The 25,973-nt window shown below is 30.3% G+C and carries 22 protein-coding genes; 21 read left to right on the forward strand and 1 reads right to left on the reverse strand.

Annotated features, from left to right (window positions below; translation table 11 throughout):
* The first annotated feature begins 54 nt into the window (after positions 1 to 54).
* The 8 genes from A9D35_RS04845 (at position 55) to A9D35_RS04875 (ending at position 7,447) form a co-directional block, all read left to right on the forward strand.
* Complete coding sequence (locus A9D35_RS04845; RefSeq protein WP_066219765.1) at positions 55 to 420, forward strand: hypothetical protein; 366 nt, start codon at positions 55 to 57, stop codon at positions 418 to 420.
* Positions 413 to 1,057, forward strand: coding sequence for a hypothetical protein (locus tag A9D35_RS04850; protein WP_066219768.1), 645 nt, complete (start codon positions 413 to 415; stop codon positions 1,055 to 1,057). Before A9D35_RS04845 ends, A9D35_RS04850 begins: the two co-directional genes overlap by 8 nt.
* Positions 1,058 to 1,210: 153 nt before the next feature.
* The gene (locus A9D35_RS04855; protein ID WP_066219771.1) at positions 1,211 to 2,176 is read left to right on the forward strand and encodes a hypothetical protein; all 966 of its coding nucleotides are present in this window, start codon (positions 1,211 to 1,213) and stop codon (positions 2,174 to 2,176) included.
* A gap of 937 nt (positions 2,177 to 3,113) precedes the next feature.
* Complete coding sequence (locus A9D35_RS04860; RefSeq protein WP_066219774.1) at positions 3,114 to 3,794, forward strand: Abi family protein; 681 nt, start codon at positions 3,114 to 3,116, stop codon at positions 3,792 to 3,794.
* Positions 3,795 to 3,956: 162 nt separating this feature from the next.
* Entirely contained in the window at positions 3,957 to 4,175 is a 219-nt protein-coding gene (locus tag A9D35_RS18325) for a hypothetical protein (RefSeq protein ID WP_083191612.1), read from the forward strand.
* A 4-nt stretch (positions 4,176 to 4,179) separates the two neighbouring features.
* On the forward strand, positions 4,180 to 5,160 hold the full coding sequence (locus A9D35_RS04865) for a hypothetical protein (RefSeq protein WP_083191613.1): 981 nt from the start codon (positions 4,180 to 4,182) through the stop codon (positions 5,158 to 5,160).
* Positions 5,157 to 5,600, forward strand: coding sequence for a three component ABC system middle component (locus tag A9D35_RS04870; RefSeq protein WP_066219777.1), 444 nt, complete (start codon positions 5,157 to 5,159; stop codon positions 5,598 to 5,600). Before A9D35_RS04865 ends, A9D35_RS04870 begins: the two co-directional genes overlap by 4 nt.
* Positions 5,597 to 7,447, forward strand: coding sequence for a DUF3732 domain-containing protein (locus A9D35_RS04875; RefSeq protein ID WP_066219780.1), 1,851 nt, complete (start codon positions 5,597 to 5,599; stop codon positions 7,445 to 7,447). Before A9D35_RS04870 ends, A9D35_RS04875 begins: the two co-directional genes overlap by 4 nt.
* Before the next feature lie 1,130 nt (positions 7,448 to 8,577).
* On the opposite strand, the gene ltrA is transcribed toward A9D35_RS04875, so the two are convergent.
* Entirely contained in the window at positions 8,578 to 9,858 is a 1,281-nt protein-coding gene (ltrA, locus tag A9D35_RS04885; RefSeq protein WP_066219785.1) for a group II intron reverse transcriptase/maturase, read from the reverse strand.
* A gap of 659 nt (positions 9,859 to 10,517) precedes the next feature.
* On the opposite strand from ltrA, the gene A9D35_RS04890 reads away from it, so the two are divergent.
* From A9D35_RS04890 to A9D35_RS04955, 13 genes are all read left to right on the forward strand, one after another.
* Positions 10,518 to 11,927, forward strand: coding sequence for a hypothetical protein (locus A9D35_RS04890; RefSeq protein ID WP_141675475.1), 1,410 nt, complete (start codon positions 10,518 to 10,520; stop codon positions 11,925 to 11,927).
* A gap of 183 nt (positions 11,928 to 12,110) precedes the next feature.
* Positions 12,111 to 12,626 carry a hypothetical protein gene (locus A9D35_RS04895; RefSeq protein WP_066219793.1) on the forward strand — a complete coding sequence of 172 codons (516 nt, stop codon included), beginning with the start codon at positions 12,111 to 12,113 and terminating at the stop codon, positions 12,624 to 12,626.
* Between the two features lie 183 nt (positions 12,627 to 12,809).
* Positions 12,810 to 13,187: a nuclear transport factor 2 family protein gene (locus tag A9D35_RS04900; protein ID WP_066219753.1), complete on the forward strand. Its 378-nt coding sequence runs from the start codon at positions 12,810 to 12,812 to the stop codon at positions 13,185 to 13,187.
* 27 nt (positions 13,188 to 13,214) lie between these two features.
* Complete coding sequence (locus A9D35_RS04905) at positions 13,215 to 13,607, forward strand: DUF1801 domain-containing protein (RefSeq protein WP_066219756.1); 393 nt, start codon at positions 13,215 to 13,217, stop codon at positions 13,605 to 13,607.
* Between the two features lie 152 nt (positions 13,608 to 13,759).
* The gene (locus A9D35_RS04910; protein ID WP_066219795.1) at positions 13,760 to 14,242 is read left to right on the forward strand and encodes a DUF4265 domain-containing protein; all 483 of its coding nucleotides are present in this window, start codon (positions 13,760 to 13,762) and stop codon (positions 14,240 to 14,242) included.
* Between the two features lie 305 nt (positions 14,243 to 14,547).
* Entirely contained in the window at positions 14,548 to 16,755 is a 2,208-nt protein-coding gene (locus A9D35_RS04915; protein ID WP_066219800.1) for a DNA cytosine methyltransferase, read from the forward strand.
* Positions 16,752 to 17,933 (forward strand): MvaI/BcnI restriction endonuclease family protein, encoded by a 1,182-nt coding sequence (locus A9D35_RS04920; protein ID WP_066219802.1) that lies wholly within the window; start codon positions 16,752 to 16,754, stop codon positions 17,931 to 17,933. The genes A9D35_RS04915 and A9D35_RS04920 overlap by 4 nt, the downstream gene beginning before the upstream one ends.
* 330 nt (positions 17,934 to 18,263) lie before the next feature.
* Positions 18,264 to 19,778, forward strand: a complete 1,515-nt coding sequence (locus A9D35_RS04925) for an IS1182 family transposase (RefSeq protein ID WP_066219804.1) — start codon at positions 18,264 to 18,266, stop codon at positions 19,776 to 19,778.
* Between the two features lie 1,314 nt (positions 19,779 to 21,092).
* Entirely contained in the window at positions 21,093 to 22,394 is a 1,302-nt protein-coding gene (locus A9D35_RS04935) for a tetratricopeptide repeat protein (RefSeq protein ID WP_066219807.1), read from the forward strand.
* 805 nt (positions 22,395 to 23,199) lie between these two features.
* Positions 23,200 to 23,724: a hypothetical protein gene (locus A9D35_RS04940; RefSeq protein ID WP_141675476.1), complete on the forward strand. Its 525-nt coding sequence runs from the start codon at positions 23,200 to 23,202 to the stop codon at positions 23,722 to 23,724.
* A gap of 80 nt (positions 23,725 to 23,804) precedes the next feature.
* The gene (locus A9D35_RS04945; RefSeq protein WP_066219813.1) at positions 23,805 to 24,164 is read left to right on the forward strand and encodes a hypothetical protein; all 360 of its coding nucleotides are present in this window, start codon (positions 23,805 to 23,807) and stop codon (positions 24,162 to 24,164) included.
* A gap of 169 nt (positions 24,165 to 24,333) precedes the next feature.
* Positions 24,334 to 24,927, forward strand: a complete 594-nt coding sequence (locus A9D35_RS04950; RefSeq protein ID WP_066219816.1) for a DNA-binding transcriptional response regulator — start codon at positions 24,334 to 24,336, stop codon at positions 24,925 to 24,927.
* Positions 24,924 to 25,967: an ATP-binding protein gene (locus A9D35_RS04955; RefSeq protein ID WP_066219819.1), complete on the forward strand. Its 1,044-nt coding sequence runs from the start codon at positions 24,924 to 24,926 to the stop codon at positions 25,965 to 25,967. The genes A9D35_RS04950 and A9D35_RS04955 overlap by 4 nt, the downstream gene beginning before the upstream one ends.
* Positions 25,968 to 25,973: the final 6 nt, after the last annotated feature.

A 25,973-nucleotide genomic window follows, 5' to 3' on the forward strand; every position in this document is an offset into this window, starting at 1 on the left:
AACCATATACAAACACGTTGTGCAACATATAAAAACCGAAGAACTGCATATTAAATGAAAGAACAAATAATAACCAAAATTAGGAATAGGGAATCATTTCTTTTAGCAAATGACGGTCAATATTTGGGCAAACTTACATTTAGTCGATACGATTCTGATTCGATTTTAAATAAATACGGCTCATACGGAAGTCAGTATTCCTCAACTTCGATTTTTAACAAGTATAGCAATTATGGAAGTCAATATTCTTCATTAAGTCCTTTTAATAAATACACAAATACACCACCAACTGTTTATTACAAAGGAGAAAAAGTAGGCTATTTGACCAAGAATAGATATGTAGGTTATGGGAATTCTAATATTGACCCTGACCAACTTTTTGAATGGATGAAATCTAAAGGAATAACTCAATATGGTTGATTTTAATTTTAAAGATTATATAGAAATTTTAGGTGCAGTATTTGTGTCTTTAGGAGGCTCGACTGTTATCATTTTGGGACTTTCGAAATGGTTTGGAGATGTCTTTGCTCAAAAATTAATTCTTGGTTTCAAGAATAGACACGAAAAAGACCTTGAAGACTTAAAAAGCGGATATCAAAAAGAACTAGAATCTACAAAAGTTGAACTTGACAAAGCCAAATCACAATTTTTACGTTACACAGAAAAACAATTTGAACTGTACAATGACTTGTGGAAAGTATTGCTTTATACAAAAAATCAAGCCGATTCATTATGGGAAGTTGCTAATCCAGACCAAATACCTTCTTTTTCTGAACAAATCAAACTTTCAAAAGACGCAATAGATGACAATATGCTTTTGATAGAAGAGAGCCATTATGAAAAGTTAATGGTTTTAATTAAACAGTTTGAACAGTTTCAATTTGGGAAAATTAGGCTTGTCGATTTAAGAGGACAAACACCAGAGGAGATAATTGAATTAGGACTTACTAAAGAACAAATACAGCAAACGATAGGTTTGAATAAATCAATTAAGGACAATTATGACAACTTAATTATGGAGATTGGAAAAACCTTTAGAGAACAAATTAAAGGATAAAATACGTTGCACAACACCGTATATAATTTATTGCTAGTTCTAGCCTACTTACGAAAGTCCTCGCGGACTTTCTATCTGTGATTTATTTGCTAACTTTAGTGCTTAAACACGCAACAAACCATATACAAAACCGTTGGCATTAATTTGAGAATAATGGATAAATTGAAAGAAAAATTGTTTTATTTATATTCTGAATTAATAAGTTTGGATATCGCTTTTGAGCATAAAAAAGAAATAGACTTTTCACGTGAACTAAATACAGAAATAGATTATCGTTCTAAGATAATTAAGAAGACAAATAGTATGTTTTCCTCAAACTTTATTTCTGCAATTAAGAGTATTGAAGATGGAAAATATTTATATGGAATATTTCTTGACGAGTTGTTTGAAAGTATTCTAAATGTAGATTTTTTAAAACAGAAAATTCAAACAGTTGACTTATATGCAATTTATACTATATCTAAAAATACTACATCTGAATTTGAATTTATTGAAAAAGTAAAAAATCAAGTTGATTTAGTTTTTCTTGTAGATTTAATTGAAGCTACTCAATTATTAAATTCTTACGACTATTATTTAAATAATAAACCAAAGAAAAACAAAGTAAATATCTTTATAAATGATTTAATAAAAGGCATTTCACATCTTCAGGAAGAATTAGATTTAACAGTATTACAAAAAATATTTTCAAATAAAAAAAGTGAGTCCCTTTTTAGAGACAATCTTAGTTTTTATCTAAAAGGTGCTGGTTACAAAACAATTTCTGAATCAAAAAAAGGAGCTAATAGAATTGACTTAAAAATTTATAAAAATTTAGACGTTTATAAAGCTGAATTCAAAGGTTGGTGGAATAATGACAAAAAAGAAATAGTTAGTCAAATAAACCAATATTTAACTGATTTTGACGAATATGGTTTTATATTTATGATTAATGACAAACAGAAAAGAATTAAAGATGAATATTTTGAATTAATTAAACGTGATTCATCAGATTACATAAAAAACAGCTTAAAAACTATAACAATTGATAATTTCAAATTTTATCATTCTTCTCATTATTTCGGAGATAATGCGGAAAAAAAATTATTTCATTTTATATTTAATATTTATAAAAACTAATGCCAACAACGTGTATAATTCATTGCTAGTTGTAGCCAACTTACGAAAGTCCTCGCGGACTTTCTATCTGTGATTTATTTGCTAAATTTAGTGCTTAAACACACAACGAAATCATACACAAACACGTTGCGTTTAATATGAATGACTTTCGGTCATCCCCCAAACTTTGCGGCTTGCTACGAGGTTTTTTTTGATTTATAAAAATCAGTTGATTTAAAAACGAGTTAAGGAGAATTTCAAATCGCAAACTGTGCGCTAGAAATCGTTGAGAGCGCGCTCTCAAAACGTTTGCAACGTTAAACAGTTTGTTTTAAGTTATTGAAAAAAAATGAGAAAGTCAAGTTTTTGGTGTTATTTAACACCGCCAATGATCTGATAACAAGATGTTTGTAGTCGGCTATATCAATGGCTTAAGATTTTTATAAATTTTTAAACTGCAACGGAATCGAAGCAAGTTTTATTTTAAGACAAGTCATATAAAGCTTTATATAACCAATCTTAAAAGAAAATCAAGTTTGGGTGCTGGTCACCTTATGTAGCGTCCTCCATACACCGTATTTAGTGGATGAGAGAAGATTAAAGATCCAGGTGTAAAAAAAAGAATTTAGAAAGCTATAAAAGACTGGAAAATAAAAATACTAAACACAACAGCGCATATAAAAAATAGCAGTTAAGAGCAAAAACGAAATATAATTTATAAATTTAAACCTGTGCCGATACGAAAAGTTAGTTTGTAGATCCTGCTACTTTTCATATTCGCCATCGTTGGGCATAATTTGAGGAAAATGACACAAAATAAAAAACCTCTCAAAATAAATCGAGAGGTTCTGTATATCTTTCACTTAATTACGTTTCTATAAAGAAAGAGGCTTGATTAAGCATTACAGTACAAAATAAGTGAATATATTTGTAATAGACAAATAAAAGCAAGAAAATATTGGAATATCAAAAATTAGAATACTACCTGTCGCAACCAAGATTAGACCGATTTTTAATAGCGACTGGTAATTCAAAATCTAAAGCTCAAAAATTATACAGAATTAATTTAAGAACAGCGCAAGCTTTCTATCCTGTGCTAAACTTATTTGAAATATTCTTTAGAAACATTGTAAATTATCAAGTGTCGTCACATTTTGCTAATCCGAATTGGATAATCGCAGAAAGAAATGGTTTTATGAATCACCCTTCACTAACTTCATCCAGATTCTTTTTGAAAAACTCAATTACCAAAGCAGAAAGAACTATTCGCAGAAAAGGTGGAATTGTAACATCAGGAAAAGTAATAGCGGAACAGTCATTTGGATTTTGGACAAGTCTATTTGATACTCACCATTACAGATTAATTGGAGGAGTAGTTATTCATTGTTTTCCAAACAAACCAAATCACGTGAATCGAAATATTTTAAATCAGAAACTCAACAATATTAGAGAATTTAGAAACCGAGTTTATCACAACGAACCGATTTGCTTTAATGGAAATGTCATTGATTTTACAGAAGCGACAAATATAAAAAACGAGATTTACGAATTATTGGAATGGATAGATGCTGACTTAACCGATTATGTGGATTATTTCAACGGAATAGACACGAAAATAAATATGGTAAATAACCTATAAAAACTATGCCCAACAATGGCTATAAGTAATTGCTTGTTCTCGCCTACTTCTGAAAATCCTCGCGGATTTTCAGTTTGGTGTGTACTGGCAAAGTTAAGTGCTAAACCACGCAACTACTCATAGCCGAGACCGTTAGGGCTAATTTCCAAAACAAAATACTTTATGAGTAATAAAACACATATTGAGAAAACAGGAGCCGAAACAAAATCAATTGGATTCGATTTTCAATATTACTTTTTCTTGTGGAAATTATTAACCCTAAATAAAGGTGAATCTGTTGGTTTAGAGGTAAAAGATGATGTACACACTGAACTAAAAAATGATATTAATATTTTTTATCAAGTTAAGCACTCTGTACAAAAAATAAGCAGGGTGATATAAAAATATGACCGCATCTGATATTGATTTATGGAAAACGTTATATAATTGGGCGAAAGTAATAAGTGATGAAAATGACAACCGAAAAGAAATAAAATCACAATTGGAATTTATTCATAAATCTCATTTTGTGATGTGGAGTAATAAAAATAATAGCTCTAAAAATCAAATTATTGACAATATAGAAAAACTAAAGAACAAGACTATTTCTATTGATAATTTCATCAAAAACATCAAGAAATTTGAGGAAAACTCAGAGAATGATACAATAAAAAAATACATAACCGAATTTTTACTTTTAGATAAAAATGTTCTTAATCATTACATATCAAAAATCACTTTTGAACTAGGTGAAGATGAAATACTTCAAAATTGTAAAGACGCAATAGAAACAAAGTTAATTCCAAAAAATAAAGTTGATGATGTTTTTGCAAAAATTGATTCAAGGATAAGAGAAGATAATTTTATAGAAATTAAAACTGGTAATAAAATTCAAATCAGTTTTGAAGATTTTCAGAAAAAATACAGAAAGTATTTTAATAATACCCGAACAGAAAAGCTACAAATTGTACCTCTAACAATCGATTTACCCGATAAATTAGAAAGTCAAATATTCATTAAACAATTATTAGAGATTAATGATATTGAAATTGATGAAATAGATTTGATGGCTAAATTCACACGTTTTAAACTTAATCTAGAAAACAATATTGCTCATTGGTATAAAGAGGGAGAAATAACTATTGAAGAGATTAACAGTTACCGAGATGAAGCCAAATTGAAGTGGTTTAATAAATTTAGAGCTCTAACTAAAAAATCAGATTTTAATGATGAATTTAGTTTGGATATTTTAAATCATCTAAGAGAAGTAAAACTTAAAATTGATGGTCAAGAATTAAGTACTGAATTGAGTAATGGTGAATTTTATTATTTATCTGATTTACCAGAAATTGGATGGAAAAAAGATTGGGAAAAACATAAAAAATGAATTTAGAAAACTATAACAATATTGGAATCACCTCTATAGCCATAAGCTCTGTTTTGTCTTTATCTAAAGAGCTCTCTATATCTAAAGCTTTACTTATTATGCCTTTATTTACAAGCAAAGCCTTAACAGCACATTTATCAAGAAAAACAACTGAAATAAAAAGTATTGAAAAATTAATATCTGAAAAAACTCCTTTATTTTCAAATTTTAATAAAAGGTATTATGATACATTAGCTAATTCACTAAATGCAATACAACTTTTAATTGAGACTAATAGCATTTTAATTAAAGATGGTAATTTAATTAATAATCAGCACTTTAATTTTGAGAAAGCTATGGGTAAAAGAGCTGATAAAATAAATTTAGCATCTAAAAATGTATCAAAATTACTAAATGAAAATACTGAAAAACTTTACTTAAATCTTAGAATAGAATTATGAAATATAATATTGAAAAAATAATTCTTTGGCTTAAAAATGGAAAAAAAAGAGAATTAGAGTTTAAGCCTAACAAGGTTAATGTAATTACGGGAGATAGTAATACAGGAAAAACAGCTATTTTAGAAATAATAGATTATTGTTTTTTTTCTAGTAAATCAACAATTTCAGAAAGTATTATTAATGAGAATGTTTCTTGGTATGGTTTAAAAATAAACATAAACGATAAAAAATATACCATTGGAAGAAAGGCTTTATTTGAAGGAAATGTTTCAAGTGAGTATTATTTTTCATCTATAGGTGAAATTCCTTTAAAGATTCCAGAATCAAATAATACTGAGGAAAATATAAAATCAATAATCGAAACTGAATTTAGCATAGATAAAACAGTTTCATTTCCTATTGGTTATGGAAGTAATAATATTAAAGTAGGTTCTAAGATTTCAATACGATATTTTTTGATGTTTAATATTATTTCTCAAGACCTCATTACAAACTCACAAGGAATATTTTTTGATAAACAAAATGAATCGAGATACAGAGATGCGTTACCTAGAATTTTTGATATTGCTACTGGTATAGAAAAAATTGAAAACATACTCAAAAAAGAGAAAAAAGTAGAATTAGAAAAGAAACTAGCAAAACTAAAACGTAAAGAATCTGAAATATCTAAAAAAACAGAATATTTTCAACGAGAACAAAAAGCATTAGTAAAAAAAGCTAAAGAATTTTCCTTAATAAACCCTGACACAGTTGAAAAAGAAGCCGTAGGCGAATTAAATGAAGTTGTAAATGGTGCTATAATAGTAACTGGAACAGGTGTTGAAAGAGCAAAATTAGAAAAAGAAAGAAATATCATTAAACGAAAAATCAAGAATTTAAAAGATTTCACTAATGAATATTCTATTTTCAAAAAGAATCTAACGGATGTTGAAGACAGTTTAAAACCTATAACTTTTATTCAGAGAGAAACAGACAAAATAATTAAAACAGGTAATTTCAAAAGTCTTATTTCACAATTATCCACCGAGCTAAATGAAATAAAAGAAGCTAGAAAAACAAAAACTCCAATTGACAAACAGGTTTTAGACGAAATTTCTCAATTAACCACACAATTGTCTTCTTTAGAAGATAAATTAGAATCCTTACCTAAGGAGAATAAAATTTTCGAAAATGAGAAGGAAAAATATATGTTTATAGGAGAAGTAAAAGCCAAAATAAACTTATACTCAAAATCAGACTCATCTCCATCAGTTTCTGTAAAAACAGAAATACAAAAAATAGAAGAAGAGCTAGAATCAATAATAATTACTGACACAGAAACAAAAAGAGAATTAACAATAAAGTTGATAGAAGAAATTATACAAGAGTATATGATTACTGTTGATAATGCAATGGAAAATTATAAAGATTTTTTACCTGTGTTTGATTACAAAACCAAATCTTTATTATTAAGAAAACCTAAAACAACGTTTTATGAAAATGTTGGAAGTAGTTCTAATCATATGTTTTTACATTTATTTTTTTCATTAGCAATACACGAAATAATTTTTAAAAACGAATCTCCTTATGTAGCTCCATTTATAGTTATTGACCAACCAAGTAGACCTTATTACGGAGATGATGGAAAAACAAGATTGGATAAAGACCATAGTGATGATTACAAAATAACTCAGGCTTTTAAATTATTAGATAAATTCATTGAAGAAAGAAACGAAAATGGAGGTGAATTCCAAATGATTGTATTTGAACATATTTCAAAGAATTTATTTAAAGATATGAAAAATGTTTACCTAGTCGATTCTGAATTTAAGAATGGAAATGCATTAATTCCCAAAAAAATGATATAAAAAACTAGCCCTAACAACGTATATAAAAAATAGCGGTTTAATCGCTTAATCAAAAGTAAATGAATAAATAAAAGGTCAGTTATAAACCGAAAAATTAGCACTTAAAAATCCGCTACTTTTCATATACAAAACCGTTAGCTACAATTTCAAAACTCACTCAAACGCGGATTTAACGCCAAGTTTTGAGATAAATTTATCACTCAAATTCCACAAAAAAATAATTCCTGATTTTAGAATCTTAAAGGTTTAATTAAAACAAAAACTCAAACCGATTTTTACTCAAACGGAATTAAAATCTTCAAAAAAATAAACATAAAACAAATCTTCTGGAATTTCTCACTCAGTCGGTTTTAGGAAATTTAATCAAAATTAATTCCAAAAAGAAAAATACAAATTTTCAAGAATTGATCACTCACACTGATAAAAAAAAAAGAAAAATCTAAATGGCTGAACTGAACGGAAAATAAAAACTGTAGCTAACACCGTTTATAAAAAATGCTTACTTTAGTTCAAGCCTAAGTTTTGTGCCCTTTTGTTTGCTTCTGATTTTCCTTCGGAAAATCCTCGCTACCAAAATCGCACATTTCATAAACAAACACGTTCTACGCAATTTGCCAAATCAACATTATTTGATGCTTCATTTAGAGTTTTTCGATTTTTAAGATTAATAAAACTGAAATTTAATAAACTGATTTTCATAAATTTACGCGGAATTTATCACTCAAACGGATTTTCAAAACGTGCGGAAAATGTTGAATTTAAGGATTTGTCAAAATTCATTTTTTTACATCGAAAATTGAGCTTCACGAAAAGTTTTAGCTTAAAAACAGAACCGCTAAATGTTGCGGAAAGATTGCTTTAAAAAGTTTTCCAAAATTCAGTTTTTGACGATAACCATTTTTGAAATCCAAAGTTTTGGTTGAATGATTTTATGTAATAACGTTGCGAACAAATATTGCGGATTGAAAAGCAGCTATTATTGAAATTTTAAAATAAACAACAATATTATAACAACTGAAATTTAAACAAAACACAAAAAAACTGCGCACAATCGAGTAGACGGGTGACGACTTAAAAGTCGTCACTGCGCCTCTCACACCACCGTACGTACGGGTCTCGTATACGGCGGTTCACCAAATTGAAGATTGCGTATTATTAATGTAATCTAGCAAAGGTTTATACCCTTTTCGTTTAAGCCTAGAAACTGTAATAGTAGTCTTTAAAATAGGACTTTGAGCGACTGCCCAACCTCCCATTCTTGTTCTACTCCAAGCATAGGCTTGTCCGATTTCTATACCTAATTGAATTAGGTTTTTACGTTTCCGCTCTAGCTTTTTCCAATCGTGCCAAATGCAATAGCGCAACCGATTTCTTAACCACTCATCTAGCTTTTTAACTTTTGCATAGATATTGGTTAAGCGGTAGTTATTCATCCAGCCTCGACAGACTTGATTAAGCCGTTCTAGGCGTTCGAATAACGACATCGGTTTGGTTTTCTTGGTGATGCTTTTTAGGTCACGTTTTAACTTTGCCCAACTTTTATTAGCCACTACAAGTACGTATTGTCCTTTGACTCCCTTTTTATAAATGGGTACAAATCCATGACCAAGTAACTCAAAGTTTACAGGTCTGCAGATGCTACTTTTGGTTTTATTTATAGGTAATTTAAGTCTATCTCTTAAAAAGATAAACAGTTTATTTCCTATAGTTTTTGCCTCGCTTTTACTTTTAGCGTAAACGCTAAAGTCGTCTGCGTAGCGCACATAGCGCAAGATCATACTTTTCATTTCTTTATCCAAAACATCTAACATAATATTAGATAATAAAGGACTAATGGGACTGCCTTGCGGAATACCTTTTCTGCGCTTTTTCAGCTTCCCATTTATTAAAATGGGAGCTCTTAGCCATTTTCGGATTAATCGCAAGGTGGTTGGACATTTTACTTTGCGGTAGATAAGTTGAAGTAAAATACAGTGGTCTACTTCATCAAAAAATCCTTGTAAATCAATATCTACAATATCTTGGTAACCGGAATTGATATACCCTTGGGCTTGTAATACTGCTTTTTGGATGTTCTTTTGTGGACGAAAACCATAACTAACAGGTTCAAAATCATATTCAAAATGAACCATTAATTGTTGGCTTACTGCCTGTTGTAGCCACCTATCTACTACTGTTGGAATTCCTAATAGTCGGGTTTTACCCTGTCCTTTAGGAATGCTTACTCCTAAAATTGAATCTGGCACATAGCTATTTGTGCGAATAGCAGATAATATAAGCGAACGGTTTTCTAATATGTATGCTGAAAGTGCCGTTGTTTTCATACCATCTACGCCGCTCGCACCTTTATTGCGCTCCACTTGTCGTGTCGCTTTAAATAGGTTTGTTGCCGATAATACCTGTTCAATCATAGGTTTAATAATTCGTGTACTTCTGTTAGTTTAAAACTAGGCTAGCTAAGCATCCTAATCAAATTCCAACCTAATTTAATGTTCAGTCCTTCCTTACCCGTGAGACCTGTACAATTCTTGTTGTACCTCGTTTCCTGTAAGTACTATGACTTCTGCTGACTTCTCTACATAACCAACTCGTAGTTGTAGAGATCTCCCCAGGTAATGGCATCTTCTTTCCCTCAATTCCTGCCGTATCTACATACTTACCCTTTTAGTAATCTTGGGGCGTTACAATGATGTGGTTGCTTACCCAAGTAAATATGCCTCTGTATACGGTTTCTGTTCGTCAGTACCGAGTTTTGTAGTTCCGCTTCCTTCAGATAAAACCTCACGGTTTTCACCCTTGCGACTTACTAATGCTTCAAGACGTTACTCCTGCGCATAAGGGACTTGCACCCTATAGATTAATTATTTACCTTTCCGTAAATCAAAAGATACTCATGCTGGGCACACACAACGTGTATGTTTCATGGCTGGTTTTCGTTTACTTATGAAAAACCTTGTTGATTTTCAATTCAGTTTTTATTAACTAAATTTGGTGCTAAATCACGCCACAAATCATACACAAAACCGTTACCTGCAAGCTGACTCACTCATACGCTTTGAAATACTAAAAAATGATTAAAATATATTTTGACTGGAATGTTCTTTCACAAATGAAAAACGGTAAGCATTCCGAGTTAAAAGAAATAATTCAAGACAACGAAAAATTATTAATTCCGTTTTCAACATCACATATAAACGATTTATCTTCAAATTTCAATAATTCACCTAAACAAAAAGAATATATTAATTCTGATTTAGAATTTATTTCAAGCGTTACCAACGAATATTGTCTATTTAATAATGGTAAAGGAATTGTCTTAGATTTTTATCCACCAAAAGAATTATTCGAACAAAATATCTCTGACAAAGACACTTTTAATGACTTGAGTATTGATGGACTAATGAAAAATTTTGAAGATGATGAATTATCTAAAAGTCTAGTAAAACCAATATTTGACTTACTTAAATCCTTACCTATCGAGGAATCTTTTAAGCAGGCTTTCGATAATCCGGAAAGTTCTAAAGTTATGGATAAAATGTTTCCTGGTTTAAAAGAAAACCCAACTATGGATGGATTTTTTAAAAGTTTCAGTAAAATGAACTTTAATTTAAACGAATTAGAGGGTTACAAAGATTTAAGACAAACTGTCCAAAGTGGTACAGGAATCAATAGAGATAAAATTTTCGACACAGAAAATCCTTTTGATTTAATTCAAAAAAGTTATGACAAACTAGGTGTTTCACTTGACCAATTAAAACAGGAATCAAAATACAGTCCACAATGGTTTGATGACATTACAAATGAGTATCTTAAACTAGATATGCACGGTTATCAAGAAGATAAAGTAAATGTTAAAAAAGGAAGAAAGGAAACATTCAAAAATACAACTGATGATGGATTTCACGCCTCTTTTGCATCAACTTGTAATATTTATGTGATTAACGACAACAAGTCTTATAAAAAGACCAAAAAAGTCTATGAAAAACTGAACATTAATACGAGAGTATTTAAACCAGATGAGTTCATCGATTTTTACAAAAAATTTTTAGATTATAACAATCCGATAATAGATTTAAGAATCATACAAGACATTCTTAATTCAGATAACTTTTATGAATCAAAAACCGAAGATGGAATTTACAAGACATACTACTTTCCATTCTTTTTATTTGGTTTTTTTAATAAAATTATTTGCTTTTACCCAACAGATGAATCAGAAGAAAGTTCAACCTTTTTAAGTCAAGATAAGCCAACTAATTGGTTCATCATACCAAAAGAAGTAGAAATACTCGTCAAACGATTATTAATATATTTTGGTACAGACTTATATAACGAAGGCGAATTAAAACCAGATGAATTTAACAATGAGAAATGGGAAGGAAGAAAATGGAAATTTGAAAACCTGACATTAAGACTTCAATCTATAAACGGATTTGTACAATTATATTGGGACTATGAAAAAGAAAAAGCCAGCAGGTAACAACGTGTATAATTCATTGCTAGTTCTAGCCTACTTACGAAAGTCCTCGCGGACTTTCTATCTGTGATTTATTTGCTAACTTTAGTGCTTAATCCACGCAACGAAATCATACACAAGACCGTTGTGTGCAATATCGGCAGCCTTTAAAAAAATGATAATGATATTTTTTAAATCGAATTACAATTGAACAAAACATTAATAAAAATCATAATCCTTAGTTTCTTTTTTGGAGCATGTTCATCCAGCAAAAAGATTTACTCCTCTGCTAAAAAATTAGATTGTGACAAGAAAATATGTTTCGTTTTTGACAGAGATAGTAATTTTGCCCCATTAACTAAGAATGGGGATCATTTCGGGGATTCAAAATTTCCTGACTACGAATCCATTTTTATAAGTAGCGTTATGGATTTTGCTGAAAATTCTAAATTGGATATTGAAAATAGCGCTGCAGTTGGTATACCAACAAAATCCGTTGATTATGTAAAAATCAAAATTGAAAAAATTGATTGGACTTTCACTTTTTTTTCTGCAAAAATGGATGTGCATTTAATTTATGAAATTAATAACCAAATCATTCCGTTAGTTGGGGAAAATCATATAAATATATTCTTTTTTGGCACTAAAAAAGGGCAACTTTATAAATCATTATTAAATGGTCATTATTCATTTTTGCAAAGTTATTGTTATAATTTAAATTAAAATACTGCACACAACATTGTATAAAAATAATGCTTAAATTAGTGCTTAATCAAGAGTTAGTGCTCTTTTGTTAGCTGCTGATTTTCCTTCGGAAAATCCTCGCACACAAAACCGCACTATTCTTATACGAGACCGTTGGCAACAAGCTAAAGAAACATCGTGCTGAAATTAAAATTCTGTAAAATGACAAAAATTGTTTCAAGTCCAAATTGTGGAAACTCACCGAAAATGGAATTTCTAAAAGAATTCAATATTGCTTTTGCAAAAGGAAACGTGGAATTTATTGTCGAAAGCGTAACTGATGATATTGTTTGGAACATCATTGGCGACAAAAAAATCGAAGGAAAAGAAACGTTTGCGAAGGAATTGGAAAAAATGAAATCCAAAAAGGCGACCGAATTAATAATTGACCAAATTTTATCGCACGGAAAAGAAGGAGCTACAAACGGAATTATGAAAATGCAAAACGGAAAAAAATATGCGTTTTCGGACTTTTATAAATTTAAGGGAGCAAAAGGTGTTAAAATAAAATCAATAACATCATACGTAGTTGAAATTTGAAGCAATTGTATAACAATGTTGACAAATATGAACAGAGAAATAAAAGAATATAACGAAAAGCAAGAATTTGAGGACAAAGAAATTTGCAACCAACTTGCTCTGATTATAAACAGAGAACTAACTGATGCAGAAAGCAAAATTTGGCATCGACACCCAGTTTGGTTTTTAAATGGCAATCCAATAGTAGGTTACAGCAAACAAAAAAAAGGTTTAAGATTAATGTTTTGGAGTGGAGCCGACTTTGAAGAAGAAGACTTGAATATTCGAGGCACAAAATTTAAGGATGCTTCAGTTTTTTATAAATCCGTCACAGAAGTTGATGAAACTAAATTAAAACGATGGCTCAAAAAGTCCAAAGAAATTCAATGGGATTATAAAAACATCGTAAAAAGAAAAGGAAAACTCGAAATATTGAAATAAAAAGCCAGTTGCCAACAACGTATAAAATTAATTGCTTGGTACGAGCTTGCTTACGAAAATCCTCGCGGATTTTCTATGCGGTTTGTATTTGGTAAATTCGTTGCTTAACCACGCAACTAATCTTATACAAACACGTTGTGCCTAATTGCGGAATGACAGAAACTAAAGAAAAATACGAGAAAATTTTATTCAAATATCACAGCAATGTTCTGGACGAACTGACTGTAGAAACTATGTGGGCGGAAATAATTGACAAGGATAACGGAATTTATAAATTGGACAATATTCCATTTTACGGACCACAAATCGCAACCGATGACGAATTTTACGCGGAATTTGACGAGTCGGAAAAAATGCTGACTTACAAAAAGACAACCAAACATTCTGGAAACTCTATAATTTTAGTAATCATAACCAAAAAAGGATTTGACAAAGAAATTATTAGAAACCGATTTATAGAAAAGGATTGTGAAAGTGAAGGACTTAATGACACTTACTTTTCAATGGAAATTTTAGAAAAAATCAATTATTCGGGAATAAGAAAAATATTAGACGAATATGAAAATGACGGAATTATTGAATTTGCGGAACCTTGTCTATCGGACAAACATCGAACTGAATTAAAAAACAACTAGGCACAACAACGTGTATAATTCATGGCTAGTTCAAGCTTACTTATGAATATTCCTGCGGAATATTCTATTCGTTTTTATTTACTACATTTGGTGCTGAATCACGCCACAAATCATACACAAAACCGTTACCTGCAAGCGAAAACCAGCCGCACAGTCAAGCACATTTTATTTTGCTCGTGCCTCACAAAATAAAAAGAGCTTGCCTTTATCCAACGCATAATCCGAACAAAAAGTAGAATTAAATTAGAAATCACAAAAAATGTCCGTAAATTTGTCCGTGTACGTAAAAACGTCCGTGAATAATTATGGCAACAATTAATTTTTATTTAGACAAACCTGACAAAAAAGGGTTGGCACCAATACATCTGCGAATAAACTGTAACGGAAGTCAAGTTAAGGTTTCGACAGGTCAAAAAATAGAACCTAAAAAATTTGACAAATCCAAGCAAAAAGCGATTGGTTTAACTACAGAATCTCACGAAATAAATCATTATTTGGATTTTTTAAGAGAAAGAGCTGACGAACTTCTTCACCATTCCAACAAAAAGACTTTTATCCAAGACGAAGTTAAAAGCCTTTTAAATCAACACATAGAAAACTACAAAGAAAACAGTAATGTAAACATTGTAAAAGAACAAGTTTCACTTTACGGAAAACCGTTCACTTTTGTTGATTTATTTGCTGGAGCAGGTGGTTTTAGCGAAGGATTTTTACAAGCTGAACATAACAATAAATTCTTTGATTTTATTGTGGCTAATGATATAAACGAAAACTGTGAGTTAACTCACGTTGTTCGCTACAATCATCAATTAGGTTTAGATGCTGAATTTTTAAAACAAGATATTACTGAACCAGACTTTTTAGACAATTTATTAGAAAAAATTGACGGTCGTCAAATAGATGTTGTCTGTGGTGGACCACCTTGTCAAAGTTTTAGTCTTGCAGGAAAGAGAAAAAAATTCGACAAAAAAGACGACCTATTTTCTCATTATTTAGAAGTCATTAAGGTTTTACAACCTAAATACTTTGTGATGGAAAATGTAAAAGGCATTTTGACTAAAGAAGGTGGTAAAATAAAAGAGTTAATTCTTCAAGAAATCAACTCTATTGTTGACACTAAAGAAATTCCTCAATTAATTTCATTTATAAAAAAAGTCAGTAAAGTATCAAATTCATTTCTTTTCGATACAATAATTAAAAGAGTTGAAATCGAAAAGCTACTGGAGAAACACAAAGAAAATGGAAAAGCTGATTTCATCAACTTTGTAGAAAACAGATTTAAAAAGATAACACCAAAAATTGCAGACTACAAAACCAGTAAAACAGACGAAAACATAAACACAATCCGTCACGGTTTTAATCTTTTAGCACGAACCAAAGAATGGGATAAATTAAAGCGTGATATTATTAAAGAGAAAGACTTTTGTAATATTGATAGTGATAATTTCACAACTGCTTTTACTGACTTCCTTACAGAAATTGGCTCTGAAAATATTATTTCAAAAATCGAGAATTCATTTAAAAATTTAAAAGTTCCTGCCAACTATAAAAAAGATTGTGAAGATATTATTACTGCATTAAAAATTTACACCACTTCTTTTGACGAGTCAATTGAGATATTAAAAACTCATTGTAATAAAACACAAAAACAGGAATTAGAAACAATTCTTGAAAGTATTAGACTTTATAAAATAGAACAACCTTTTGTTGCTAACGCATCCAATTACGGTGTTCCACAAAACAGAGAAAGAGTACTTTTTATTGGTTGTCGTAAAGACCAAAAATATATTTCTGAAATCCCAGCAACAGTAACTGAAGCAGAAAAAGTAACCATATTTGAAGCTTTGTATGATTTAGATTTTATAGGTAATAATCAAGAAGCTCACAGATACGAATTAGTTGACATTTCAACTCAATACAATGGAACTGCAAAGAAAATGGCTAAACTTTTAAAGAAAAGAAAAATTGATGGGAAGCCAATTTCAAAAGGTGGAAAGTCCTTTGCAGAATGGTCAAAAAAAGGTAGATTAATTGACCGTTTTAAACCTCAAACAAAACCTTTTTACGTAAAGAACACAGAAGGTTTAGAAAACGGAGAAAAATACTTCGACATACTTAACAATCACAAAACAAGTAATCAGAACGAAACCGTTATTAAAAGGCTTGGTGTGATTTTAAAAAATGGTAATTATAAAAAAGCACAACCAGAACTTGAGAAATTAAATCTTTCTACGAACAAAAGAAACTATAATGTTTTAAAACCAGACGAACAAAGCTCTACAATAATGACTATTGCAGATGATTATATTCATTATAATTCGCCAAGGTCTTTAACAGTTAGAGAAATGGCACGATTACAATCTTTTGACGACTCTTTTGTATTTCAAGGAAAACGCTCAACAGGAGGAAATAATAGAAAAACAGAAGTGCCGCAATACACTTTAGTGGGAAATGCTGTACCACCTTTATTAGCACGAGCAGTAGCAAATGAAATTTTAAAACATATCAAGTGAGAAAACTTACTAACGCAGAACAAGAAAAAATAAAATTACTGACCAAAAACCAAGTTTCTCTTACTTTAATTGAGCCAACCGAAACCGGATTAAAAAAATCCATTATGGATGCGACTGGTTCTGTTCGTAGTTATTTGAAAAGTGAGAATATTCACGATTATGAGTTGCAGAATCAAGGTACAGAGAGCAAAGTAATGATTCCAGCAATTATTCATACTGGTTTTAAGATTATAAAATCAAAAGCATCTCTATATCGTCCTTCAACTAAAAAAGGAGACCCAAGAATTTGGTTTTATGGTTTAACAAAAGTTGCTGACCCAAATGATATTATTGGAATCACTTTTTACAACGATAGTTTTCAAGTTTTTAACTTGACAAAATTAGATATCAAACAATTAATTTATTCTTCTATTCTAAATCCATTTCAGGAACTAATTAATGCAATCAGTACGACAGAAAATGAAGTTGCTTTTGAGCTTTTAGCAATGTTGAGAAAAATTGCAAATGCTGGTCCAATTCCTTCAATGGTTGATGCTGACACTTCTGTAGGTCGAACACTTGAAACTGCACTCGGAATAGATATTAATTCTTCCAAACAACCAGATTATAAAGGAATTGAGCTTAAATCGTTCAGAAATAGTAGAACGAACCGAAAAAATTTGTTTGCACAAGTTCCAGATTGGAAATTGAGCAAGTTTAAAAGTTCAGCAGAAATTCTCGATAACTTTGGCTACGAACGTGATGAAGATTTTAAGCTTTATTGCACAGTTTCAGCCATTACAAGAAATTCACAAGGCTTGAATTTAAGAATTGATAGCGACATAAAGCAATTAATTGAAAACTCTGACAAACCAGAAGTTGGCGATTTTGTGGTTTGGACATTAGACAAACTTCACAACCGACTAAAATCTAAACATAAAGAAACGTTTTGGGTAGAAGCTGAAAGTACAAGAATAAATGAACGAGAACATTTTCAATATAAGTTGGTTGAGCATACAAAAAAGCCCATTACATCTCAATTTGATTTACTAATTGAACAAGGAATTATAACGCTTGACCATTTAATTAAGCGAAACTCGAAAGGGAAAGTTGTTGAAAAAGGTCCGCTTTTTAAAATCAAACCAAAAGGAATTGAATTGCTATTTCCACCAAGTGAAAGTTATGATTTAATGGTATAGTGGAATTGCCAACGCTGAAAGCCATACACATTTCCAGTCGCACCATCCACGCTACACCAAAACTGTAAAAGAGTATGTCTTTGCCAACGCTAGCAAGTTTGTGGAAAAACGCCAGCCAGGTAACAACGTATATAAAAAATAGCGGTTTTTGTGCTTAATCGAAAATGAATTTTATAAATTTAAGGTCAGTACCAAACCGAAAAGTTCGTGCTTAAAACCCGCTACTTTTCATATACAAGACCGTCAGACTGTCTAATAACTATTGCTTTTTTAGTTACATTTTTTAGAAGTTCTCAAGTAATTTCCAGGTGATTTTTGTATCTTTTAGTTATGAAATTCATACCTGGAAAAGACCGAAAACAGACCTGCCTTTTTCCTGTTTCTCTTGATGATTCAATAGATTCCGAGAATAGCGTAAGGTCTATAGATCAATTTGTAGATTCACTTAACCTTGCAGAACTAGGATTCCGTTCAGACTTTACCGAAAACGGTCCTCCGGCCTATAACCCAGCTGTTCTTCTCAAACTTTACATCTACGGATACATGAACCGTATTCGTTCTTCAAGACAATTAGAAAAAGAATGCAGGCGTAACATTGAAGTCATGTGGCTGCTCGAATCGCTAGCTCCCGATCACAACACCATCAGCAATTTCAGAAAAGATAATGCAAAGGCTATTAAAAAAGTGTTCTTTGCTACCGTGCAAATGGCACGTAATTTTGGGCTTATAGGGGCTACACTTATTGCTGGAGACAGTACTAAGTTTAGAGCTCAGAATAGTAAGAAAAACAATTTTAATAAGAAGAAAATACAGCGCCACATAGATTATATTGACAATAAATTAGAACAATACAACAAAGCTCTTGAACAAAGTGATAGTGAAAATGAAAAAGAGGTAATTAAGAAAGATATTGATAAGCATCAAGGTCGCAGAAAAGAATACGAAAAACTAAATGCACAGTTGAAGGCTTCGGGAGAACCACAAATTTCTACCTCTGATCCCGATAGCAAGCATTTAATTGTGCGTAACAATATTACTGAAGTTGCTTACTGTGTACAATCTACTGTAGACGCAGATCACAATATTCCGTTCGACTACTTGGTTACCAATAAAAACGACTCCAAGGCTATGGGACAGATGTTACAGAGAGCTAAAACTATTTTAGGAACGAACACCTTTACGGCGCTCTATGACAAAGGATATCATACGGGAAGTGAATTTAAAACTGCTAATAAACTAGGTATTAAAACCCTTGTTGCTATCCCTGGAATAGGAAGAGCATCGCAAGCTCCAGATCCTAACTATAACTCAGAACATTTTAAATATAATAAAGAACACGACACCTATACTTGCCCACAAGGAAACATACTTAAAAGTAATGGCAGTACTTATAAAGGGCGTAATTATCGTTTCAAACAATACAAAACAAACAAATGTAAAGCTTGCCCCGCAAGAGCATTATGCACAACGTCTAAAGCAAATGGAAAAGTAGTACAACGCAGTGAATTCCATAAATATATTGAAGCCAACGCAAAGAGCGTATTGCAAAATCCTGATGCTTATAAAAAACGCCAAGCCATTGTAGAGCATCCTTACGGAACCATAAAACGCCAGTGGAGTTTTGATCATATTATGACTAAAAAAACGATGCAACGCGCTAGTGCAGATGTAGGGTTTATGTTTATTGCATATAACTTAAAAAGAATTTGGAATATCATTAGAAAAACGAATACACCTCGTGTTCAAGATCACTGGTCTTTAATTAGGCTTATAACAACTGTTCTAACAGGTTTTGAAGAAGCTTACAAACAAAATTCAAAATATAGAATCTTAGCTCCCATCTAATAGAAAAAACTGTATTTTAGTAGAAATATATAAAATTGCAGTCGGTTATTAGACGGACTGCCGTTGGCTACAATTTGAACACACAGCACTAATTAAAGATTTGAACTATGAATAAAATTTGGATAATAATAATTGGAATCGCAATTTTCTTGATAATTAATCTTCTCTACTATAAAAGTATGAAAGGTTATGTGAAAGAATCTTTTGGAAAAAAATGGTTAAATATATGGGGAAACAAAGTTTGGTTCTGGCAAAGCTCAATTTTTGTTAGTACTGGAGGAACAGTTTTAATAATGTATCTTTTAAAATTGTCAAATGTTTTGACCTTTTAGAAATCTAAAAATAAAACGGATTATTTTATGCTTAAACTGACTTCAAAACAGTTACGGAATTGATAAAGTTTGAGAAAAAAACTGACCGATAAAAACCCGGAATCGGACTTCAATACTGATTTGCCAATGTTTATCTGTGAATTTAAATCAAAACGGAATTAAAAATAAAAACTGTAGCCAACACCGTATAAAAAAAATTGCTAGATTTAGCTAAACCAATGTCAGTTGCTCGTTTGCTAGCTTCTGATTTTCCTTCGGAAAATCCTCGCGCACAAACACGCAACTTTCCTTATACAAACACGTTGCGTTTAATATGAATGACTTTCGGTCATCCCCCAAACTTTGCGGCTTGCTACGAGGTTTTTTTTGATTTATAAAAATCAGTTGATTTAAAAACGAGTTAAGGAGAATTTCAAATCGCAAACTGTGCGCTAGAAATCGTTGAGAGCGCGCTCTCAAAACGTTTGCAACGTTAAACAGTTTGTTTTAAGTTATTGAAAAAAAATGAGAAAGTCAAGTTTTTGGTGTTATTTAACACCGCCAATGATCTGATAACAAGATGTTTGTAGTCGGCTATATCAATGGCTTAAGATTTTTATAAATTTTTAAACTGCAACGGAATCGAAGCAAGTTTTATTTTAAGACAAGTCATATAAAGCTTTATATAACCAATCTTAAAAGAAAATCAAGTTTGGGTGCTGGTCACCTTATGTAGCGTCCTCCATACACCGTATTTAGTGGATGAGAGAAGATTAAAGATCCAGGTGTAAAAAAAAGAATTTAGAAAGCTATAAAAGACTGGAAAATAAAAAATACTAAACACAACAGCGCATATAAAAAATAGCAGTTAAGAGCAAAAACGAAATATAATTTATAAATTTAAACCTGTGCCGATACGAAAAGTTAGTTTGTAGATCCTGCTACTTTTCATATTCGCCATCGTTGTGTGTAATACCGATAGAAACGAAAATCTAATATCTAAATGAACAACAATACAATTGAAATAATTAAAACTATCGGAAGTCAATGGAAATTTCTTCTCGTTGTTTTTTTCATTATTACTTTCCTAATCAAATGGAAAACTATTTGGACATTTGTTAGCAATTTCACTCAAGTTAGAGTAAAAAGAGGTGATACAGAATTTGAACTTCATAGAAAAGAAAACAAAGAAGAAAATGAAGTCATTAATCAAGAGAAAGAAAAACCTAAAGGAGAATCTGTAGAAGATGACAATGAAGAAATTCCAGAAATAAAAGAAGAGAACAATATTCATATTTTATACCACGAAGCATTAAGTGATAGAAAATTCAAAGAAGCCAAAGATTTTTTTGATAAAATATTAGAAAAGGAAAGTAATTCAAAAAAACGTAAAGAGGAAATTATTCGAAATTTCTACTGGAGACATTTTTATGGAGATACCTCTGCCTTTAATGAATTAGAAAATTATATATCAGAAATCGAAAATGACAATGAACAAAAATCCGTTGGTTTATATTATTTGAGTCTAATTTATAAAGAGGCAAACAATTATGACAAAGCTATTGATTTAGCCAGTAAAGCTTTAGAAATAACTACTGATAATGAACAAAAATCATATTGTATCTCAAAAATATCAGAGTATTATTTGGAAAATGACAATCAAAAAGATTCACTTGAAATAATATTAAAACACATAGATTCTATTAATGAAAAGCAACCGAAAACAACTTTATATAGAGCATTAGCTTATTATTATAAAAAAATTGGCGACAAATTATTAGAATCAGTAGCATATCAAAAAGCTTTAGAATTATCACCTAACAACACTTCCTTATTATTTGATTCTGCATATAATTACAGTGAAACTGAACAGGATTTAAAAGATTTAGGATTTCTATTATATAAAAAGCTATTAGGCTTTAATTCAAAAGACCAAAATGCATTAAACAATATTGGAGTTGCATACAAAAATCTTGGATTAGAAATTAAATCTATTGAGCAATATAAAAAGGCATTTGAATTAAAAAATAGTTTAGCCGCATCGAATATAGCATACCAATTAATTCATCTTGGATTTGTAAAGGAAGCAGAAGAATATTTGAATAAGGCAGAAGATTTTGATAATCCTCACGAGAATGTTTTTAAAGCTACTTCTTCTATCAAATCTAAAATAACAGAAGAAAAAGAGTTAGAGGAGAAAATATTAAAAAAAGCAAACAAAAAATATAGGTTTTTAATCATTTTGGAAATGCAGTCTTTACTTCGAGAATTATTAAAATTCAAAGTTCGAATAAATGGTATTTAAATGAAAAACCTGCAATAGTTTCCCAAGACAATGACAAAATAGAAATATCTTGGGAAATTGGCGAAGAGAAGCATTCTATAACTGGTGTTATAAAAAACAATTCAATTATTGCTACCTATAAAAAACCTAAAAAGAATATTTACAGTTATAATGAGCAAAACAAATATACTTTCAGAGATATAAAACTATTTGGATATTTGATTTCAAGTCAAGAAATAACATTCATATTTGAATATGAAAAAGAAATTACAGAACTAACATTTAATGAAAAATAAAGTACTACACACAACAATGGCTATAAGTAATTGCTTGTTCTCGCCTACTTCTGAAAATCCTCGCGGATTTTCAGCTTGGTGTGTACTTGCAAAGTTAAATGCTAAACCACGCAACTACTCATAGCCGAGACCGTTAGCTACAATTTCAAAACTCACTCAAACGCGGATTTAACGCCAAGTTTTGAGATAAATTTATCACTCAAATTCCACAAAAAAATAATTCCTGATTTTAGAATCTTAAAGGTTTAATTAAAACAAAAACTCAAACCGATTTTTACTCAAACGGAATTAAAATCTTCAAAAAAATAAACATAAAACAAATCTTCTGGAATTTCTCACTCAGTCGGTTTTAGGAAATTTAATCAAAATTAATTCCAAAAAGAAAAATACAAATTTTCAAGAATTGATCACTCACACTGATAAAAAAAAAGAAAAATCTAAATGGCTGAACTGAACGGAAAATAAAAACTGTAGCTAACACCGTTTATAAAAAATGCTTACTTTAGTTCAAGCCTAAGTTTTGTGCCCTTTTGTTTGCTTCTGATTTTCCTTCGGAAAATCCTCGCTACCAAAATCGCACATTTCATAAACAAACACGTTACCCAACATTTGACCAAAACCATAAAATCAAGAATATGACTGAAAATGAATTTGAGCAATCTTTTCAAAAAGCTATAAAACTGTCGTTCTTTAAATCGAGAGATTATAAAGTTGAACCACCTGTAGTTGCTATTATATTTTCCAACGATAAAGACGGAATTGAATCTTATCAATTTTTACAAAATGAATTGACAAAAGACGAAATTAGTATTGTTTTCCGACCGACAGAAACTGGAAAAATGAACTTATCAATCATAGATGATAAAAACTCAAAAGTATTTAATATTTATGATTTAAATTACTCAAAAACTGAATTGACTGATTTCAGACAAAATGGAGAATTTGGTAAATATTGTGTTTTTTGTATTTCACAAATAATCAACAATCATCTTATTTTATCGTCTTTAGTTAAAGAAAAACCTTTAATGGTTTCGGAACTTGTATTTTCCGAATAAGGAACAAATTTAACTTCAGTTTTCTCCTTATTTACCCAAACAAAACGACCAGCTACTGCGTCTGTCATATTTTTAAAATTATGGATTATACAATTATTTTAGGTTATTTGGTTTTGCTTCTAATTCAATATTTTGCGATTCAAGCAATACCGATTACATTAATTGGCGGACTGATTTCCAGATTCACCAACATTTACGTCGGAGTTCTAATAGCTGGAATCTTAACTTGGCTCGGAATAAATTTCATTTGGTTTAAAGTTTTTGATTATAATTTACCATTATTGGCATTTATTTTAAGTATTGGATTTCAATTTTGGCATCTTAAAAAAGCACAACTTGAATTAACTGAAACTTCCAAACAAATGGTTGTCGGAGAAATTTGGTCGATTATTTTAGTTGCGATATACATACTTATATTTAAAGATTTTAACTTATATTAAACGAATAAAAAACGTTGGGTAACACCGTATATAAGCTATGGCTTGGTCAGTGCTCACTTGGAAAATCCTGCGGATTTTCCAAAGCCAGTTTTTATTTGGAGAGGTCTGTGCCGAAACACGCCACAGCTCATATACATAAACGTTAGGGCAAATAAAAAAAACGAAATAAATGACAGAAAATTACGAATGGATTTTTAGTGGAGTTGGAGCCACAATTGTTGGATTAATTTTGACATATTTTTTATTGGATAAAAAGAAGAAAACGGACAAGAATAAGGACAAATCTTCTAATATTACAATAAATAACAATAACAACATTAACTCTTCAGTAGCAAAACAAGAAGAAAAAGAAACTTCAAAAGAGAAAGAAAACAGAATAAAAGAAAAAACTAAAATCCTTTTCGTTGACGATAATCATACAGATTTTAGGATTGTTTCAATTTTGAAAAAAAGTGGCTGGATTCATACAAAATCTATTAAAGATGTTATAAACTTGGACGACCAAAAAGTGAAAGATGCTGATATTATTTTTGTAGATATTAATGGTGTTGGCACTACTTTGTTTAACGATGAAGGCCTTGGACTTGCTTCTGCATTAAAGGAAAAATATAGATCCAAAAAAATAATAATATATTCAGCAGACACAAAAGGAGACAGATTTCATAAAGCTTTAAGAGAAGTTGATGGATGTTTATCAAAAGATGCTGAACCATTCCAATTTAGTAGTTTAATTGAGACTTTAGCAAATGATTTAAAAATATGAATCATTTTAAAATTTCAGATAAAGATGAAAATATAATCTCTCAAAACTTAGAAAATGATTGTGTGAATTGTTTTGCTAATTGTAATTCATCAGGAAAACTATTCTCCGAATGCCCTATTTACAATCAGAATAGAAGGCAAGGTAAAATAATCAATAATAAAGGAACTACATTTTTATGCTGTGGAACTACTAAAACTACAAAATTATTTAAAGAGAAATTAGAAGCTCTATCATATGCCTATTATGATTTAATTATACCAAGAGAACAAATTATTAGTGAAATTAAAAAAAGTGAGCAGAAAAAAGTAAATAGATTAGTCCATAATTTAACTTCTATTAATGCTCATAATATTCAAGAGATTTATGATTTAATACCTCAAGACGTACTCGCATCAAATTGGAGAACACAGGTTGAATTTATAGAAAAAGAATTAGTTTCAAAATCTAATAAAGCATCAATGATGTTTTTAAGGATTGCAAAACATAATATTCATATGAAATCTGAATTTTCTATATATAGAAAACTTGATAGAGATGACAATGCTAATTTAGAATTTAAAGGCTACCCTATAAGAATTGTGTTATTGAATGTTTTACATACATTTTTCGGAGATTTTACTTCTAAAAATGTTTATGTCAACGTTTCTGATTATTATGGAAAGGTTTTAATAGATTACGAAACAATTCAAGTTGCACTTTATCATTTAATAGAAAATTCATCAAAATACACGAAAACTGATTCTACAATTTATATAGACTTTAAAGAAGATAATGACAATGTAATTATATCAATGGAAATGATAAGTCTTTATATTCCAGAAAGTGAACGTAAAAAGATTTTTCAAGAAGGTTTTTCTGGTACATCAGCTAAAAAACTTGGAAAAAGTGGAGATGGTATTGGAATGTGGCGAATTAAGCAAATGGTTGAATTGAACAAAGGCGAAATTGAAATTAACTTTGGAAATACAATTGAGAATTATAGAGGGATCGATTTTTCTAAAAACATATTTAATTTTAAACTGAAAAAATACTTGCCCTAACACCGT

The sequence above is a fragment of the Formosa haliotis genome, assembly GCF_001685485.1.
Lineage (GTDB): Bacteria > Bacteroidota > Bacteroidia > Flavobacteriales > Flavobacteriaceae > Formosa > Formosa haliotis.

Bases quoted from the DNA above. Each gene is read 5' to 3' on its own strand.
- A9D35_RS04910 (WP_066219795.1), top strand. From the start codon at position 13,760: ATGACAGAAACTAAAGAAAAATACGAGAAAATTTTATTCAAATATCAC.
- A9D35_RS04875 (WP_066219780.1), top strand. From the start codon at position 5,597: ATGAAATATAATATTGAAAAAATAATTCTTTGGCTTAAAAATGGAAAA.
- A9D35_RS04850 (WP_066219768.1), top strand. From the start codon at position 413: ATGGTTGATTTTAATTTTAAAGATTATATAGAAATTTTAGGTGCAGTA.
- A9D35_RS04865 (WP_083191613.1), top strand. From the start codon at position 4,180: ATGACCGCATCTGATATTGATTTATGGAAAACGTTATATAATTGGGCG.
- A9D35_RS04855 (WP_066219771.1), top strand. From the start codon at position 1,211: ATGGATAAATTGAAAGAAAAATTGTTTTATTTATATTCTGAATTAATA.
- A9D35_RS04935 (WP_066219807.1), top strand. From the start codon at position 21,093: ATGAACAACAATACAATTGAAATAATTAAAACTATCGGAAGTCAATGG.
- A9D35_RS04900 (WP_066219753.1), top strand. From the start codon at position 12,810: ATGACAAAAATTGTTTCAAGTCCAAATTGTGGAAACTCACCGAAAATG.
- A9D35_RS04845 (WP_066219765.1), top strand. From the start codon at position 55: ATGAAAGAACAAATAATAACCAAAATTAGGAATAGGGAATCATTTCTT.
- A9D35_RS18325 (WP_083191612.1), top strand. From the start codon at position 3,957: ATGAGTAATAAAACACATATTGAGAAAACAGGAGCCGAAACAAAATCA.
- A9D35_RS04945 (WP_066219813.1), top strand. From the start codon at position 23,805: ATGGATTATACAATTATTTTAGGTTATTTGGTTTTGCTTCTAATTCAA.
- A9D35_RS04925 (WP_066219804.1), top strand. From the start codon at position 18,264: ATGAAATTCATACCTGGAAAAGACCGAAAACAGACCTGCCTTTTTCCT.
- A9D35_RS04890 (WP_141675475.1), top strand. From the start codon at position 10,518: ATGATTAAAATATATTTTGACTGGAATGTTCTTTCACAAATGAAAAAC.
- ltrA (WP_066219785.1), bottom strand. From the start codon at position 9,858: ATGATTGAACAGGTATTATCGGCAACAAACCTATTTAAAGCGACACGA.
- A9D35_RS04955 (WP_066219819.1), top strand. From the start codon at position 24,924: ATGAATCATTTTAAAATTTCAGATAAAGATGAAAATATAATCTCTCAA.
- A9D35_RS04870 (WP_066219777.1), top strand. From the start codon at position 5,157: ATGAATTTAGAAAACTATAACAATATTGGAATCACCTCTATAGCCATA.
- A9D35_RS04915 (WP_066219800.1), top strand. From the start codon at position 14,548: ATGGCAACAATTAATTTTTATTTAGACAAACCTGACAAAAAAGGGTTG.
- A9D35_RS04950 (WP_066219816.1), top strand. From the start codon at position 24,334: ATGACAGAAAATTACGAATGGATTTTTAGTGGAGTTGGAGCCACAATT.
- A9D35_RS04905 (WP_066219756.1), top strand. From the start codon at position 13,215: ATGAACAGAGAAATAAAAGAATATAACGAAAAGCAAGAATTTGAGGAC.